Consider the following 17,421-nt stretch of genomic DNA (forward strand, 5'->3'; position numbering starts at 1 on the left):
CAACCTAATCCTATCATAATACAAAGGTAGTTTTCATAAGTCATTGCCAACTATTCACACCAACCATAGTCTCTCTGTTCGACAAAAATACTTACTACTCTTCCTTCTCGAATTTATTACGGTTAATTGTAATATACTTTGACTCATTTATCAAACTGCATTTATTTTCCGTCATTAGTTTGTGAAATAACTTACTTATATTCACAAGCAAATTTGTTCAATTGTGCGCAATATCCTGATATATTAAGAATACGGTGATTACTATCTAAAAATTAGTAGCCACTAAAATCTCATATAATAAAGGATGAAAAATGATGAAAGTTATTGTTGTTGGTTGTACTCATGCTGGAACTGCTGCCGTTAAAGGCATTTTAAAAAACAACCCCGATGCTGAGGTTGTTGTCTATGAAAAAAATGATAATATCTCATTTCTATCTTGTGGTATTGCTTTGTATGTTGGCGGCGTTGTCAAAGACGTTTCTGGCCTATTCTACTCAAATCCTGAAGAACTAGCATCACTTGGTGCCGAAGTTCACATGGAACACGAAGTTGAAAATATTGATACTAATGCAAAGTCAGTCAATGTCAAGTCGCTTTCAACGGGTGAAACTGAAACAGTATCTTATGATAAATTGGTTATGACAACCGGTTCTTGGCCAATTATTCCGCCAATCGAAGGTATTGATTCAAATAATATTTTGTTATGCAAAAACTTTAATCAGGCTAACGATATCATTGCTCATGCCAAGTCAGCACAAAAAATTACCGTTATTGGTGCTGGTTACATTGGTATTGAATTAGTTGAAGCCTTTTCCTCATCTGGTAAAGATGTCACATTAATTGATGGCGCTGATCGTATTTTAAGTAAGTACTTAGACAAGCCGTTTACCGATGTCTTAGAAGATGAGTTACGTCAGCATAATGTTACATTAGCACTTGGCGAAAATGTTGCCTCATTCCAAGCTAATGAAAATGGTGATGTGACGAAAGTCGCAACCGCCAGTGCGGAATTCGAAGCCGATCTTGTGATTATGTGTGTCGGCTTCAAACCAATGACTGACCTGCTAAAGGGACAAGTTGACATGCTACCAAATGGTGCAATCAAGGTCAACGCGTATATGCAAACTAGCCTACCAGATGTCTTTGCTGCAGGCGACAGTACTGTCGTGCACTACAATCCTAACCATTCTGACCAATATATTCCCTTGGCAACGAATGCTGTTCGTCAAGGCATGCTCATCGGTTACAATTTAACTGAACAAAGACTAGCATATCGTGGCACACAAGGTACATCCGGTTTACATCTTTTCGGTTGGAACATTGGTTCAACTGGTATGACAATCGAAAATGCACGTTTGAACCAAATTGATGCTGCTGCAACAACATTCGAGGATAATTATCGTCCGGAGTTCATGCCAACCACCGAGAACGTATTGATGACCTTGGTCTATGAAAAAGGCACTTCACGTATCATTGGTGGACAACTCATGTCAAAATATGACATCACGCAATCCGCCAATACATTATCACTTGCAATCCAAAATCATATGACGGTCGAAGACTTAGCATTGTCTGATTTCTTCTTCCAGCCTAACTTCGATCGACCATGGAACTATCTTAATTTGTTAGCTCAGGCAGCAATGGCTGATATTGAAGCGACAGAATAAATAATTTCAACATCATTTTACGAGCGCTCAGCTTTATATTTCAATCAATTCGCTGTATACTAGTCGTAGGTAATGATAACGCTTTCAATTAATTGGATTTGGAAAGGATGTTTTCTATGATAAATACGATTGTAATTCCCACAGATGGTAGTGATACTGCACTTCGTGCTATAAAATACGGTATTGGATTAGCAAAAAAGTTTGATGCTAAAATCATTATTGTGTCCGTGATTCAGTATCCTATTGTCACCGCGCATACTGGCGGTCCAATTCTTTATGAACCAATTAGCGACGGTTTTGATAAAGCTGCCAATGAAAATGTGAGCGAAGCCATTGATCTTATCAAAGCAGAAGGTGTGGCTTACGATGCATTAATTGAGAAGGGTGATCCTCGATTCGTATTAACAACACAAGTTGTCGACCAATTCCATCCCGATTTGATTGTTATGGGAAAAACCGGAACAAATGCTCTGACACGATTATTAATTGGATCAACTGCACGTTATGTTGCTGAAAATGCTGAAACCAATGTTTTACTTGTCAAATAATGATTTTTATACACGAAAAACGTTGTTCATATGAACAACGTTTTTTAGTATCTAGCGATTCAAGTATGATGAGCGTAGCTGTTTTGTTAACTCTTGATGTTGCTGATCATTCGTTATACTTTCAATTTCAAAACGCGGTCGATGCTTTACTTCAGTAAAAATCTTGCCAATATATACACCAACGACACCAATAGCAATCAAATTAAAGCCACCTAACAACCAAATTGATATCATTAATGAGGACCAACCCGCTTGCGTGTTACCAATTATTTTTTGAGCTAATGTATATATAATTTCTACACCCGCCACACCGAGTACAATCAGACCTAAGCCAAATAAGTACCGCATCGGCTGAACACTAAAACTCGTGATACCGTCAAGTGCAAAATTCAACATTTTCTTAAGGGGATACTTAGATACACCACCTTGCCGGCGACCTCTTTCATAGAACACTTGGCTAGACTGATACCCTACTAGCGGTACCATCGCACGCAAGAATAAGTGTCGTTCTGGCATCTTTAGTAATGCTTGCACCGCTAATCGACTCATTAGGCGAAAATCAGCGTGGTTTGGTATGATCTCAACACCGAGAATAGAGAGCGTTTTATAAAAACCTAATGCCGTATATTTTTTAAACCACGTATCTTGTTCTCGACTTGAACGAACAGCGTATACAATTTCATTACCTAACTGATAGTCTGCCACCATACGGCTAATAATATCAGGATTATCTTGTAAGTCTGCGTCCAGAGTAATCACGATGTCGGCTAACTTAATGCCCTCTGACATGCCAGCAATTAGCGCTGGCTGATGACCAAAATTACGTGATAATTTAACACCTAGTATATTAGGATGTTCCTGATGAGCCGCATATATAATATCCCAAGTCGTATCTGTTGAGCCATCATCGACAATCAGAATAAAGCTATCTAATCGAACCATCCCCTTTTTAATTAAATCCGTTTTAATCTGAACTAACTTATTTAATGTCGTAGCTAAAACGATTTCTTCATTATAGGCTGGTAAAATTAAGCCAAGTCTTGGTCTTTCACTTCGCATCACCATATTCACCACGCCTTTCCTTTATTGATATATGGTTGACAGGTCATATAGTTGACTATTTTGACCTTGTCCCATGGTATTTTGGTTATTCGTTTGCTTATTTTTACTGTAATTAACTTTTACACCGTTTTTTGTACCCAAGAGAGAATCTTACCAATCTGCCCAGAGGAACTGGTGCCTTTATTCCCCATCACGAAGTATTTGACCTGCCCTGACTTAACAAGTTGCTTAAATTCTGATAATGTCATGGTTGGATCGGTGCCATTATAACCGCCCAGTGCCATGACAGCCTCCCCAGACTTAATAATATACCCAGAAGCGGAATTAGAATCAGTTGTCGCAAACAAGTATTTTGCTTGCCCTTGACGCTGTTGTGTATAGCTTAATAGCTGAGCATCAACTTGGCTCCCCATGCTATCACTGCCACCTTGCGTCAATAATGTTGGACTGGCAAATGGTATTGCTGCCGAATTATGAGACAAGGTTGGTGTGAATGACCACCAAGCAGCCATAACACATATCGCAATAATAGATATGACTAATCGCATTTTGGCAAATAAACGCTCACCTAGCCACCACCAGATAGCTAATATAATCGCCACAATGATTAATGCAATACTAATCATTGGATAGTAAGACCATACATAATAAGCTTGTAGTGCTAATGTTGAAACGATACCAAAGCTGATCAATGATTTAGCAAAAATCCGCGTCTTAGCTGATGAATTTTGGTACATTTTGTGCGTTGCTGCAGCACCAATGGCTGTCAAAGCAGCAATTGCTGGAGCTAGCATAATCGTATAGTATGGATGAAAGAAACCAGCGATTGAGAAGAAACCATAAACCGGCACTAACCATGCAGACCATAAAATCACGTGACGCTGTTCTTCTGAAATGGTATACCATTTACTATTGCGTTTACGATAACCAAACCAACCAGCAATGATGCCTAAGATAGCTAGCGGCAAGAACCAACCAATTTGCGATCCCAAATCTGATTGGAATAATCTAAATGGACCAGCCGTTCCAATAGCAAAGGCATTGTTCATACCTACACTGCCACCCTGCTTCTGACCTTTACCATTACGCATTCCAGATGGCTTTTCTTGAGTGGGCTGTTGACCTATCGTTTTCTTCAAATCCTTTGGTGCTTGCCCTGTTGGCATATTTTGAGGCGCCTTACCTTGAGATGGTGCTTGACCACTCGGTGCTGTACCCTTTGTTACGCTCTTTTGGTTAGTTGGTACTTGCTGAGTTGGCTGTCCATTCTTTTGACCGGTTGGCTGTTGGCCAACTTTATTCGACTTTTTGTTATTCGTTGTACCGATACCCGGAAAGGCACCGCCTGTCCCGGTTGATTGACCAAGTAACCGTTCAGTACCATTGTATCCAAAGGCCAATTCTAACAACGAGTTATGCTGTGAACTGCCAATATACGGTCGATTAGACTGATCAACCGAATCAACTGCGACAGGATAAGCTAAAGTGAAGACGGTTAACGATAACAAACCTGCCCCCAACCATAGGATTTTCTTCTTCCATGGCACTTTAATAGCGATCCAATAATAAACCAACATCGCTGGTAGTATCATAAAGGCTTGCAACATTTTGACATTAAAGCCAATACCAACCAAGGCAAAGCTCATCATAACGAGCCATATGTTCTTCTTTTCAACCGCTTTTTGTAATACATATACGGCTAGCAGTAGAAAGAAGACAAGTATGGCATCCATGTTATTCGTTCGACTATTCGCAACAACTGTTGGTGTGAAAGTCAAAACCAGCGCACCTAATCTACCAGCCCATACACCAAATTTTGGTGTTAACATCTGATACATAAGATAAACGGAGCCGATACCTGCCAAAACACTCGGCAATACAACAGACCATCCATGTAAGCCAAATATCTTGGCAGATATGGCCATCAACCATAATGCTACTGGTGGTTTATCAACGGTAATAAATCCCGCTGAATCAAACGCACCATACCAAAAATTGTGCCAGCTTTCCAGCATCGATCTGATTGCAGCGGTATAGTAGCTGTTGGCACTACCAGCATCCCAAATACCCCAGCCATATAGAATGGCACTTATCAATATAATAATGACAAAATACCAATCCATATTCTTTAATTTTTTAATATCACATGCCTACCTCCACTAATGCTAATATCAATTATCATAATGGCGTAGATTAAAATAAACTTTAAGCCTGATTTAAATGAAAATAAAAAACTGAAGTCGATGACTTCAGTTTTTTGATTCATTATATTTAAAATTAATACCAACCATTAGCTAACCAGAAGCTCTTGGCATTTGACCATGAACCATAACGATCGCTAACGTAGCTGTCCGCAACCTTTTCTTGGTTGGCTGCAGAATAATCACCGTTTAAGTATGATGCGCTTAATTGGTATTTACCAATATATTGGCCATTACGGGCGCTATAAGAATTTGTTGATTCCTTGTTAGCAATCCATGATTTGGCTGAGGCATCACTACCTGAAACAGAACTTGAGCTTGTTGCTGTTTCTTCTGTAGATGCTGCTTGCTGTGTTGATGCAGCCTGTTGCGTTGAAGCTGCTTGCTGTGTTGATGCAGCCTGTTGCGTTGAAGCTGCTTGTTGTGTTGAAGCGACTTGCTGTGTTGAGGCTGCTTGTTGTGTTGAAGCGGCTTGCTGAACAGCAGGTGCTTGTGTTTGTGTTGTCGTTGTATTACCTGAAAGGCTAGGGATAACTAGTGTTTCACCAACGAAGATTGAGTTAATATTAGAAATGCTGTTAGCTTGTGCAATTGCTGATACACCAGCTGAAGCTTGTGCGTCACCGTAAGTTGCAGCGGCAATCTTGTTTAATGTGTCGCCAGATTTGATTGTATAGTTTGAGTCAGCAGATGCTGCGCTACCGCCTGCGATAAGTAATCCTGCAGCTGCGGCTGTTCCTAAAATAGCTTTAGTAATAATAGTCAATTTGTTTCCTCCATGTGCATATCAATAACAATGTAATGATTAATATTTTGCACGATAACTATTACAGTGACATTACCCTCATTTTTTCAAATCAAGACAAAAAGTGTATTTTTTAAACGTTTGACATATTCTTAAACTAAATAGCTCAATTAAGTCGTCTAGATGACAGCCATAATAAGAGAACTCCTGTTCGTAATATTTTATGCGATAAACAAAATATCTTCAAACGCATTTTGTAGCTTAACAATGACATCTGTCTGCATTTTCATTGCTTGTTCTTTATCCTTTGAATTACTTATGCCAATTTTAATTGAAAATAGCGCCATTTCAGCATAACCTTTGGCAATAAATAAAATCGGATATTTCGTCTTTACGTTGCGACCAGTTAAGTATTGATATGCCTCACCATATAAAATTTGTCGTATATTTTCTTCCAAATCCATATTCAAAATATGAATCTGAAAAAGCAATTGTAACGCATAACTATTGTCCTCTAAATCATTCATTATATTCAGTATGACGACATGCGCATTGTTATCATCAATGGCTTTAAACCTGTCTTTTATCATTTTTTCGAATTTTTTTGTGTAATCATGGACCACTTGTTCTAGTAAAGCAAACTTATCTTCAAAATAAGTATAAAAAGTTGATTTACTAATTAATGCTGTTTCACATATCTCAACAACAGTAATACGCGCAAAATCTTTTTTCGCAAGCAGTTCAAGAAAAGTACGGTAAATATTATCTTTAGTTTTTATAATACGTCTATCAATCATCCTATCAAAATACTCCAATCTGTTGTTTATCATACTTTTTAACGCATACCGTTTGATAACGGACATTATGCGTTAAAAAGATGATTGTTCTATCCTCTACTTTTGCCTATTCTATAGGTATTAAAAAAGAGGTACTATATTATGTTCAAACATTATGTTGATAATGAGCAATTCAATTTACAAATTAACCGTTTTATAAATGATGAGTATGAAAATAATCCATCTGTTCAGCAGGACTTAAAAATGATTATACCAAACTTAACAGATACTGAAAGTTGGTACCAACTGTGGTTAGAACGTGCGCAATACCGTGAAAAATTAAATGATGACGCAATCGCCGCCACTTATTATCAAGCAGCTGAATTTTACTTGGATCAACAAGATCCTAGATCAGAAGCAGCATATCAAAAATATCGTGATTTATTCTATCGTTCATACAAAGATTTTAAATATGAAAGTTATCAAGTGCCATATGAGGACCATTATCTTCCGGTAACAAAATTAATTAATCCTAACGCTACCAAAAATTTAATTATGTTTGCAGGTTATGATTCCTACATGGAAGAAATGATTAAATCTGCTAAATATCTAAAAGGCATTGATTATAATATTTATGTTCTGGACGGTCCAGGACAAGGTACGGCATTACGTAATGGTCTTCATCTCATTCACAACTGGGAAAAACCTATATCGACAATCATTGACTATTTTGATTTTAATAAGGTTAGTGTCATTGGTGTGTCATTAGGTGGCTACCTCGTCATGCGGGCCGCAGCATTTGATAAACGTATCGATAAAATTGTTGCTTTTGACATATTCTATAGTATTATGGATACCTTAACAATGCGTATGCCCCAAGACTTAACTGCCAAAATTAACATGTTACTTGACTCACACCAGGCAATTGAAGTTAATGAACTTTTTCAAAATCTAATGGATCAAAATATTGATTTAAAATGGAAAATAAACAAAGGTATGGAAAATACAGGTACGTCGTCACCTTATGATTTACTGATTTCTTTTAAAAAATATACTGTAAAAAACATACTATCACTTGTAAATCAAGAAGTTCTATTATTAGCAGGAGAAAATGATCAATATGTGCCTAGTTCACGCCTAGTCGATATTGAAAAAGGACTCATAAATGCCGGTAAAGTATCATCCATTCTATTCTCTAAAGAAAGTGGCGGTGACCAGCATTGTCAGGCTGGGCATCGTGAGTTAGGATTTAATGCCATCAAATCATTCTTAGCCTAAAAGTAATTAAAAAAGTATTCCTCATCAAAAATAATGAGGAATACTTTTTAATTACTTCTTTTCTTGATAATGAATACCGATGCCTGTAAATCCACTCAACGCAGAAAACAACGGTGATAATAGGCTAAAGAATACAAACGGCAAGTAATCCATTGTCGCAACATGGAATGTCCCTGCCACAAAACTACCAGCAACCCCCCAAGGTATGAGGTAATTAATAACTGTTCCACCATCCTCTAGCACACGGCCCAAGACAACTGGTTTCAAACGGTGCAAATCATAAACTGGTTTAAAGGCATTCCCTGGTAAAATAACCGACAAGAATTGTTCACCAACGAAAATATTAACACCAATAGCCGAGAATAGTGTTACCAATACTAATGAACCTGTTCGCTCTAGCTTTTGAGCTAAAACTGTCATTAATGGTGAAATTAATTCTAACTTCATTAATATGCCACCCAATGATAAGGTTACAATAATTAGTGCGACTGTTGGCATCATACTTTCAATACCACCACGTGATAATAGAATATTGACTTCTTCATTACCTGTGTGCGCTACATATCCATGCTCAAGCACTTTAGCAATTTCAATGATATTAAAGTGATCATTCTGAATAGCCATAATCACAATTGTTAATAAAATATTGAGTAAAATAGTGAAAATAGCTGGAATTTTTCGCCAAGCACAAAGGAACATGAAGAGAATTGGAATCACAGCTAACCATGAAATGTTGAAATTTGTCATCAAAATAGATTTAACATGTTCAATTTGATCGATTGTGGCATTACTATTCGTTAGTCCAAAGAACGTAAACAATATCAAAGAAATAATAAATGCTGGTACAGTTGACCACATCAAATTTTTAATATGTTCAAACAAATCAGCACCAACTACTGCTGATGCTAAATTAGTAGATTCTGACAATGGCGACATTTTATCACCAAATACCGCTCCTGATACGATTGCACCAACAATTAAAGGTTGGCTCAATCCTAATGATGTCCCAATACCAAAAAATGCAATCCCAATCGTTGACATAACAGTGAACGCACTACCAATCGCACTACCAACAACAGCACAGACAATGAAGACCGACGGCACAAAGAACTTAACACTCAAAATATCAAAACCAAAAACCATTAATGAAGGAATAATACCAGCTTTAATCCAGACAGCAATCAAGGCACCGACTAAAATAAAGATAAAAATTGGAATAATACCCGGCTTCACACCCGCCATAATCCCTTCATTCAGCATTGATAACGGGTAGCGTTTTACAAAAGCGTAAATCATGGTAATGACCACGGCAAAGAGTACCGCGATAACTGGTGACAAATGCAATCCAATAACCGACACAGCAATACATGTAATAATAATGCCCAGTATTATAGTAGATTCAATTAAATTATGTTTTTTTGCATCATATTATTTTCCTATCGTTTTAAAATGACTCAATATAGCCTAACTATTACTACAATGAATAATAATATCGGCAAATACCGCCACAACCATGGTAAAATTCTTGAATTGTCATGCGTACTACTCATTTCCTTTCAAAATAAAAAGCCCTTAGCATTAAGTAAGCTAAGGGCGAATTGATCCACGGTACCACCTTATTTTAAAGACAAATGTCTTTCTCAAAAATATTGAATTGTTAAAGTTTATTTTAGTGTAATTCGATGATTAAATCTGATCGGTTCGCAGTGCCCACCGATTTCCTGATACTCAAAATATTAATCTCTACTAATCCAAAACGTTCGTATGCTTATTCTAACATCAAACGCAACAATTGCAAACTCTTAATTTACTAGACAATGCGACTAGCGCATATTAAATAATGGATACAACATGACAATGATATGTAAAATATAGTATATTTTACATATTAATTCTTGGGAGTAAAGGTATGGAAAAAAGAAAATTAGGTTTGGGTCTAGCAGCAGCTGGCCCCGTTTTATGGGGAAGTTCTGGTACAGTTGCACAAAATCTTTTTGATCATCATGATATTTCACCAACTTGGTTAGTCGCTATTAGAATGATTTTCGCGGGATTTTTATTGCTTGTTTATGGGGCAACACAACATCAAGATATATTAGCCGTTTTCAAAAACAAGCACGATAGTTTTAAACTACTCCTATTTACATTATTTGGTATGACCGCTGTACAGTTAACCTACTTTATGGCAATTAGTACAGGAAACGCTGCAACGGCAACCATCTTACAGTATCTTTCACCAATCATGATCATTCTTTATCTGGCCATTAAAGATTGGGTATTGCCAAGTCGTATCGATGCTTTATCAGTGATCATTGCTATCATCGGTACTGCCCTCATTGTTACGCAAGGTAATTTCCAATCACTGGCACTTCCATTGCCTGCCATTATTTGGGGAATTTTAGCTGCCGTAGGTGCGGCTGTTTACACTTTAATGCCACAGCAATTGTTACGACGCTACGGTGCTATCGCAGTTGTTGGGTGGTCCATGTTTTTGGGCGGTATTATAACCGGTATTTATTATCGCGTCTGGGAAGCAACACCATCAATGAATTTGAGTGCCTTTATTCAAATTCTCTTTGTCATTATTTTTGGTACAATGTTAGCTTATCTCTTTTTTTACAGAGTCTCGAATATATATTACCAACAACCGCTAGTGTTCTCGGGGCAATTGAACCAATGTCTGCTGCCATTTTAAGCTTTTTATTTCTCCATGTTTCGTTTAACCTTTATGGCATTATTGGTATTCTGTTTGTCATCAGTGTGACCTTTTTACAATTCATTTACGCACAAAAAATGACACAAACAAATTAAACGAACATTCATTAAACTGGCTTAATCTTTTGATGTGTGTTGCTCTAAGTAAAACACATCACCCGTAACACCCAACATTTGTTCAATATGCTCTTTTAATTGGTCCATTGCCGGTGCCAATCGTTGTTGCTGTTCATCGTTAATGGCTTCCATTACTAAGATGGCATCCGTTGTTGCTTCGGTAAGCATTGTCCTTTGGGCATCACGCCAATTTAGGCAACGGCAAATCGCACCGGTTTGATCATAATAAATCACTTCACCATTTAATGCAGGTTGATCTTCATCCTCACCTAATGGTCTAAACGATTCACCGCCTTCAGCAATACCTAAGCGCATCGTACCATCTATTTTGTTTAAGTCTTCACCACCACATGGCATGGCAAAAGATAAAGAAACACTATTATAGATATCCACTAAAGGATTAATTGATTGTAACGCATTTCCTTGATCAATCCGCTTTAAAAGTGCCTCAATCGAAGAACGCGCACCCTTCTTCTTTTTAAATTGTGTAAATGCTGTTCGCCATTGACTAATCACTGCATTATCACGGAAAACATCTTCTACCAAAAATTGGCGTGACTTCTCTGCTGATGCATCTAATAGTTCCTGAAAATGATTTGTCTGCTCTGCTTTGACATGATTATCAATACCGTGAACAGTCAGTACACCAATTTTGGCATCTGGAAATAGTTGCCAAAAACCTTCATCTACATTAATTGTTGTCATATTGTCATCCTTCTTATATGTATCTTGGTTGTCAACAAGTTATAATCACAAAATTATGACCAGTTGTTTATGATTATAGGCTATAATCGTTCATTCTATCAATACTTGATATAATGCTTACCTATTTCATTACTACTTAATCATAAATCACTTAACACCTTGACTCATGTACGTTAATTTGTAACAATGGATTTAATATTTAACACCACCGGGTGTCATAGCATTTGTATAGCTCATTAGGTCAATGAAGAGCTGTATAGGTGCTTTTTATTTTATTTAAGGAGATTATACAATGACTTGGATATATTTAATCATTGCAGGTATTTTTGAAGTTGTCTGGGCAACTACTATGAAATTGAGCCATGGTTTTACTAATACTATGTTTACCCTTGCAACACTGGTTGGCATGATTTTAAGTTTTGGTTTTTTGGCATTAGCAATCAAACATTTACCATTAGGTATTGCTTATCCTATTTGGACTGGTATTGGTGCCGTTGGTTCAATTATAGTTGGCATCATCTTTTTTAAGGACCAAATTCCATCTATCACTTGGCTTTTCATTACGCTACTCATTATTGGTATCATTGGGATTAAAGTCACAACCGGTCATTAATCGACATGCAAAAAGAGCTGTTCCGAAGAACAGCTCTTTTTATGGAATATCCCAAAGGTCGCCAACTTTACGTCAGTGCTCCCACTAGGACTCGAACCTAGGACCTTGGGATTAAAAATCCCCTACTCTAACCAACTGAGTTATGGGAGCAATCTCTTGTGCCTTAGCACATTTATATATAATACGCCTTTTATAAAAAATGCAAGCAGTTTTTATACTTTTTATGAATTAATTGTTGTTGTACGAACTAAATCTTGCCAATCATGTTCCCAAACAACGGCAATTGCGCCAGCACCAGTATGAACCGCGATTGAAGGTGCCATAGCACTACGTTCAAATTGGATGGTTGGGTACTCTTTTTGTAGTTCTGCTTGCCATTTATCACCAAGTTTTTGGTTATTCGCATCAATTACTGTAATACGAACCGGATAGGCTACGGTACTCAACGCTTCGGTAAGTGCTAGTTTAATTTCTTTCAGCGCCCCGCTCATTTTACGTGACTTCCCTACTGCCGCAATTTTACCATCTAGCACCAAATTAATAGATAGAATTGGTTTAATATTGAGCAAACCACCAATTAAGGCCTGTCCCGTACTAATTCTACCAGTACGTTGTAAATGGGAAATATCATTTACTGCAAAACGCACACCCATGGTTTGTCTCAATTGGTTTAATGCAGCCATAATGCGTTCTGCATCAACACCTTGATCAGCCAATGTTGCTGCTAATAAGGCTTGGTGTCCAGCAGCAATAACTGTGATGCGCGAATCCCATGTATAAACAGCCATCCCCTCATAACTGGCAGCAACATTCGTCACTGTTTGGTAACTACCAGATATACCTGACGATAGCGTCATCAAAATAGCAGTATCATAGCCTATTGCTTTGGCTTGATTTAAAGCTTCAATCCACTCACCTGGTGATGGTTGAGAAGTGGCCGGTAGATCTTTCTTTTCATCGATAAGTTTAATTAAAGCAGCAACATCTTGAATATCGCTTTCTTCGCGATAAGCTTCATCACCAAAAATAATAGGCAAGCTCACTTGCATAATATGATAACGATTGCGTTTTTCTAACGGAATAGCAAATGAGCTATCAACGATAATGGCGATTTTTGACATATTATTATATTTCTCCTAAATTAACATATTTCTTTTATCGCAAAATAAAATGGCTGAATAACAATCCTAAAGCTAAGCTGAAACATCCGCAAATTGTTTGCAATAGTAAGTAGCCAATTTGCCGTCGTAGACGCTTTTGAGCACTCTGCGTCATCATGGTACTAAATGTTGTAAAGCCACCTAAAAAGCCGGTAATCAGGATTTCGCGCCAAAAAGAGGCATGCACCTGTGTTAGGACTATTCCCAAAATAAAAGCACCGATAATATTAACCACGAAAACTGCCGTAAAATATTGAAAATGCGGTGGCCACCAGGTCATCACGGCAAATCTTAGCATCGAGGCAATGCCCGCACCTAATGCAATCCAAAGTAATGTCATCATTATGTCCTATTCACAATTCTTCTCGCAAACAAACGTCCCCAAACAACCATTAACATACCGCCGACTATTGTCATCACTAAATATAGTACGGCTTCCTCTGGTTCATCCATTAACAACTCATAGCTCTGTAAAATAAGCGCACTGAATGTCGTAAAGCCACCAATAACGCCTGTTCCAATAAATGATTGCCAATGGCTTAATCGACTATCCGTCAATAATAAGTATTCACCCAACATTGCCAAACAAAAAGTGCCGAGTAAATTAATAAAAGTAATCATGATTGGCCAATGACCAATATGCGGTATTAATTGTAGTAAATAACGTAAACTACCACCAATGGCTCCACCCAAACCAATAATTAATAATTTAATTATAAAATCACTTTGTTTTTGCATACTTTATATTCTAACAATTTTAAAGTTATTTGCCAAAAATAGTCTTGACATTTAACATATTTCTTAGTATTCTTAACCTATTCAGAAAACTTGGAGTAATATAATGCACAATTTATTATTAATTTCTAATAAAGCCTGGTGGCGTCGGTAAAACAGCTTGTTCTTAAAAGGATAAAGCTGGCGGATTTCAGTTTTATCCATACCGACTATTTTGTGTATAACTCAAAGTCTGTATGGTAATGACCATACAGACTTTTCTTTTGACCTTGAATTGTCCTGTATGGCAAATCAAGGTCATTTTTAATTGAAATAATATTCTAGGAGAAACATTATGAATAAACGACTAATGAGTGTAATAAGCATTATTGTAATCTTCTTGGCAATTGCTTTTGTCACAACTAATCGTACACAAAAAATAAACAACAAGTACCAACGGTTGGTATTTTACAACTGGTCACCCACCCCGCACTCGATCAAATTAACAAAGGCGTAGTTGCTGGTTTGAAATCAGAAGGTTTTGTTAATGGTAAAACCGTTAAGATTGATTATCAAAATGCGCAGGCTGATCAAAGTAACTTAAAAACCATGGCCGAGAAATTTGCTAATGAGAACGCTGATATCACGGTCGGTATCGCGACGCCTGCTGCTCAGTCACTTGCTAAATCTGCTAATGGCCAAAATCCTGTCATTCTAGCTGGTATCACTGATCCAGTAGGTGGCGGACTCGTCAAATCTAATAACCGTCCCGGCGGTAATATTACAGGTACTTCTGGTGAATCACCCCTTGCCTCTCACCTTAACTTAATTAAGCGTGTTGTACCGAATGCTAAAAAACTGGGCATTATCTATACCTCCTCAGATCATGGTGGTGAATATAATGCTAAAAAAATGCAAGCTCTTGCCCAAAAAGCTGGCTACGATGTGCATATGTACACTATTTCAACCACCAATGACATGCAGCAAATTGCCGAAACAATGGCTAATCAAGTAGATGCTGTCTATGCACCACAAGATAATGGTGTGGCGTCAGCAATGAAGACATTAGTTGGCGTAACAAATAAGGAAAAGGTACCCGTCTTCCCTGCTGTTAACACAATGGTCAAAGATGGTGGTCTTGCAACTGTCTCAGTTAATCAATTTGAACTGGGTAAAGCTTCTGGTATTATGGCCGGACGCGTTCTTAAAGGTAAGAACCCAGCCACCTATCCCATTAAGTTTATTACCAAAGGGGATATGACAATTAATACTTCAACTGCTAAAACACTAGGCATCACCTTACCCGACGACATTGTGCGTGAAGCTGAAAATAAAGGAGAAATTTACAAATGAGTATGATTGTTTCCAGTATTGGTCAAGGCCTCTTATGGGCTGTCTTAGGTGTCGCTCTCTTCTTGACTTTCCGTATATTAAATTTTCCAGATATGACAGTTGAAGGTTCTTTTCCACTTGGTGCCGCAACAGCCGTCACTTTAATTAGTCATAATGTTTCACCAATTTTAGCCACGATCATTGCCTTTGGTGTTGGTGCCTTGGCTGGTTTAGCGACAGGGTTACTTTATACAAAAGGTAAAATCCCAATTTTACTAGCCGGAATTCTTGTTATGACTGCTTCTTTGTCTATTAACTTACGTATTATGGGATCAGCCAACATTTCCTTGTTGGGTAAAGATACTCTCTTTTCTGCCCATTTCTTGTCAACACTACCTAAATATTTTGACTCTGTCTTGGTTGGCTTTATTATTATCAGTGTTATTACTGCATTACTTGTCATTTTTCTACAAACAGAAATTGGTCAAGCGTTCATCGCAACTGGTGATAATCCAACAATGGCACAATCTATTGGTATTCGTACAGATCGCATGACTATCATGGGCTTAATGATATCTAATGGTTTGATTGCCTTTGGTGGCGCTGTCATTGCCCAAAATAATGGATACGCTGATATTAACATGGGTATTGGTATTATTGTCATTGCCCTTGCTTCAATTATTATCGGCGAAGTCGTTTTCGGCGAATTGACGCTAACAGAACGTCTCATCGCTGTTGTTGTTGGTTCCATTTTATACCGCCTTGTATTATTAGCTGTCTTAAGACTTGGTTTTTCAACCAACGATCTCAATTTATTGTCAGCCATCGTCTTAGCGATTGCCATGATGTTACCGCAAATCAGCAAAGCACTAAAGTTGGATAAAGTAATTAAGAAAGGATTGGCTAACCATGACTGAACCCGTATTTAGACTTCAAGATGTTGATGTTACTGTAAAGCAAGGTACATTAGCTGCAACTAAAATATTAAAAGGTATTAATTTTGATATATATGAAGGTGATTTTATCACTGTATTGGGAACAAACGGTGCTGGTAAATCCACTTTATTCAATGCTATCGCTGGCAATCTCCAATTGAGTCACGGCCACATCTTGCACCACGGTACTGACATCACACAAAAAAGTCCAGTTGAACGAACAGATTACATTGCGCGCGTTTTTCAAGACCCTAAGATGGGTACTGCCCCTCGTATGACTGTTGCAGAAAACCTGTTGCTTGCCGAAAAGCGAGGCGCAAAACGACGCTTACGCGGACGTAATCTATCTAAAGAAAAATTAGCGCAATATCGTGAATTAACGCAAACAATGGGGAATAACCTCGATACCCGTTTACAAACAGCCACTGGCAATCTATCCGGTGGACAAAGACAAGCCCTAAGCTTCTTAATGGCAACGCTTGTTAAACCAGAATTATTGTTATTAGATGAACATACTGCTGCTTTAGATCCTAAAACTTCCGAACAACTGATGACAACAACTAATCAGCAAGTCACACAAAATCAGTTAACCGCCCTTATGATTACGCACAATTTAGCTGATGCGCTAAAATACGGTAACCGTTTAATTGTTTTGAATGCTGGAGACATCGTGCTGGATGTTCGTAATGAAGAAAAAGCAAAATTATCCGAAGAACAATTACTCAAATATTTTATTGCATAACAACAAATAAGATGGTATTGTTTCCCATCTTCAAAGACCACTTTTTAGATCAAACAGGTAATATTTCTTTTGAAAAAGCTTTTGAAAAAGCTGTCACGTAAAATTTAGTTT

Annotated in this window: 15 protein-coding genes, 1 tRNA gene, 2 pseudogenes and 1 other annotated feature (1 of these 19 running past the window's edge); of the genes and pseudogenes, 8 read left to right on the forward strand and 10 right to left on the reverse strand. The window is 37.6% G+C overall.

All coding sequences use genetic code 11. The annotated features are described in order from the left end of the window. Positions 1-119, reverse strand: a binding site (T-box leader) (it extends 109 nt beyond the left edge of the window). A gap of 195 nt (positions 120-314) precedes the next feature. Then, entirely contained in the window at positions 315-1,667 is a 1,353-nt protein-coding gene (locus tag LEUFL_RS0103115) for an FAD-dependent oxidoreductase (protein WP_010007396.1), read from the forward strand. A gap of 116 nt (positions 1,668-1,783) precedes the next feature. Further along, positions 1,784-2,215 (forward strand): universal stress protein, encoded by a 432-nt coding sequence (locus tag LEUFL_RS0103120; protein ID WP_010007398.1) that lies wholly within the window; start codon positions 1,784-1,786, stop codon positions 2,213-2,215. Positions 2,216-2,266: 51 nt separating this feature from the next. Here LEUFL_RS0103120 and LEUFL_RS0103125 read toward each other — a convergent pair whose 3' ends face one another. The 4 genes from LEUFL_RS0103125 to LEUFL_RS12400 form a co-directional block, all read right to left on the reverse strand. Next, complete coding sequence (locus LEUFL_RS0103125) at positions 2,267-3,280, reverse strand: glycosyltransferase family 2 protein (RefSeq protein WP_010007400.1); 1,014 nt, start codon at positions 3,278-3,280, stop codon at positions 2,267-2,269. A gap of 116 nt (positions 3,281-3,396) precedes the next feature. Beyond that, positions 3,397-5,400: an ArnT family glycosyltransferase gene (locus LEUFL_RS11220; protein ID WP_010007401.1), complete on the reverse strand. Its 2,004-nt coding sequence runs from the start codon at positions 5,398-5,400 to the stop codon at positions 3,397-3,399. Positions 5,401-5,554: 154 nt separating this feature from the next. After that, on the reverse strand, positions 5,555-6,244 hold the full coding sequence (gene apf, locus LEUFL_RS0103135; protein WP_010007403.1) for an aggregation-promoting factor: 690 nt from the start codon (positions 6,242-6,244) through the stop codon (positions 5,555-5,557). A 200-nt stretch (positions 6,245-6,444) separates the two neighbouring features. Beyond that, on the reverse strand, positions 6,445-7,020 hold the full coding sequence (locus tag LEUFL_RS12400) for a TetR/AcrR family transcriptional regulator (protein WP_010007405.1): 576 nt from the start codon (positions 7,018-7,020) through the stop codon (positions 6,445-6,447). A 141-nt stretch (positions 7,021-7,161) separates the two neighbouring features. On the opposite strand from LEUFL_RS12400, the gene LEUFL_RS0103145 reads away from it, so the two are divergent. Then, positions 7,162-8,277: an alpha/beta fold hydrolase gene (locus tag LEUFL_RS0103145; RefSeq protein ID WP_010007406.1), complete on the forward strand. Its 1,116-nt coding sequence runs from the start codon at positions 7,162-7,164 to the stop codon at positions 8,275-8,277. 51 nt (positions 8,278-8,328) lie between these two features. Here the strand turns inward: LEUFL_RS0103145 and nhaC are convergent, their stop codons facing one another. After that, on the reverse strand, positions 8,329-9,681 hold the full coding sequence (gene nhaC, locus LEUFL_RS09420) for a Na+/H+ antiporter NhaC (RefSeq protein ID WP_033192903.1): 1,353 nt from the start codon (positions 9,679-9,681) through the stop codon (positions 8,329-8,331). A 505-nt stretch (positions 9,682-10,186) separates the two neighbouring features. Here nhaC and LEUFL_RS11225 point away from each other — a divergent pair. Then, positions 10,187-10,989: pseudogene (locus tag LEUFL_RS11225) on the forward strand (DMT family transporter); the annotation flags it as partial. A gap of 120 nt (positions 10,990-11,109) precedes the next feature. On the opposite strand, the gene LEUFL_RS0103160 reads toward LEUFL_RS11225, so the two are convergent. After that, complete coding sequence (locus tag LEUFL_RS0103160; RefSeq protein WP_010007412.1) at positions 11,110-11,814, reverse strand: B3/B4 domain-containing protein; 705 nt, start codon at positions 11,812-11,814, stop codon at positions 11,110-11,112. A gap of 292 nt (positions 11,815-12,106) precedes the next feature. On the opposite strand from LEUFL_RS0103160, the gene LEUFL_RS0103165 reads away from it, so the two are divergent. Beyond that, positions 12,107-12,427, forward strand: a complete 321-nt coding sequence (locus LEUFL_RS0103165) for a DMT family transporter (RefSeq protein WP_010007413.1) — start codon at positions 12,107-12,109, stop codon at positions 12,425-12,427. A gap of 76 nt (positions 12,428-12,503) precedes the next feature. Here LEUFL_RS0103165 and LEUFL_RS0103170 read toward each other — a convergent pair. From LEUFL_RS0103170 to LEUFL_RS0103185, 4 genes are all read right to left on the reverse strand, one after another. Then, a tRNA-Lys gene (locus LEUFL_RS0103170) sits at positions 12,504-12,577 on the reverse strand. A gap of 71 nt (positions 12,578-12,648) precedes the next feature. Beyond that, positions 12,649-13,548, reverse strand: a complete 900-nt coding sequence (locus LEUFL_RS0103175) for a DegV family protein (protein ID WP_010007415.1) — start codon at positions 13,546-13,548, stop codon at positions 12,649-12,651. A 34-nt stretch (positions 13,549-13,582) separates the two neighbouring features. Then, on the reverse strand, positions 13,583-13,930 hold the full coding sequence (locus LEUFL_RS0103180; protein WP_010007416.1) for a fluoride efflux transporter FluC: 348 nt from the start codon (positions 13,928-13,930) through the stop codon (positions 13,583-13,585). After that, positions 13,930-14,325 (reverse strand): fluoride efflux transporter FluC, encoded by a 396-nt coding sequence (locus LEUFL_RS0103185; protein WP_010007417.1) that lies wholly within the window; start codon positions 14,323-14,325, stop codon positions 13,930-13,932. The genes LEUFL_RS0103180 and LEUFL_RS0103185 overlap by 1 nt, the downstream gene beginning before the upstream one ends. Before the next feature lie 331 nt (positions 14,326-14,656). On the opposite strand from LEUFL_RS0103185, the pseudogene trpX reads away from it, so the two are divergent. The 3 genes and pseudogenes from trpX to LEUFL_RS0103205 all read left to right on the forward strand — a co-directional run bounded on the left by trpX (position 14,657) and on the right by LEUFL_RS0103205 (position 17,310). After that, positions 14,657-15,654, forward strand: a pseudogene (gene trpX / locus LEUFL_RS11230) (tryptophan ABC transporter substrate-binding protein). Beyond that, positions 15,651-16,550, forward strand: coding sequence for an ABC transporter permease (locus LEUFL_RS0103200; protein ID WP_010007419.1), 900 nt, complete (start codon positions 15,651-15,653; stop codon positions 16,548-16,550). The pseudogene trpX and the gene LEUFL_RS0103200 overlap by 4 nt, the downstream one beginning before the upstream one ends. Beyond that, entirely contained in the window at positions 16,543-17,310 is a 768-nt protein-coding gene (locus LEUFL_RS0103205) for an ABC transporter ATP-binding protein (RefSeq protein WP_010007421.1), read from the forward strand. The genes LEUFL_RS0103200 and LEUFL_RS0103205 overlap by 8 nt, the downstream gene beginning before the upstream one ends. Positions 17,311-17,421 lie beyond the last annotated feature (111 nt).

It is taken from the genome of Leuconostoc fallax KCTC 3537, assembly GCF_000165675.1.
Taxonomy (GTDB): domain Bacteria; phylum Bacillota; class Bacilli; order Lactobacillales; family Lactobacillaceae; genus Leuconostoc_B; species Leuconostoc_B fallax.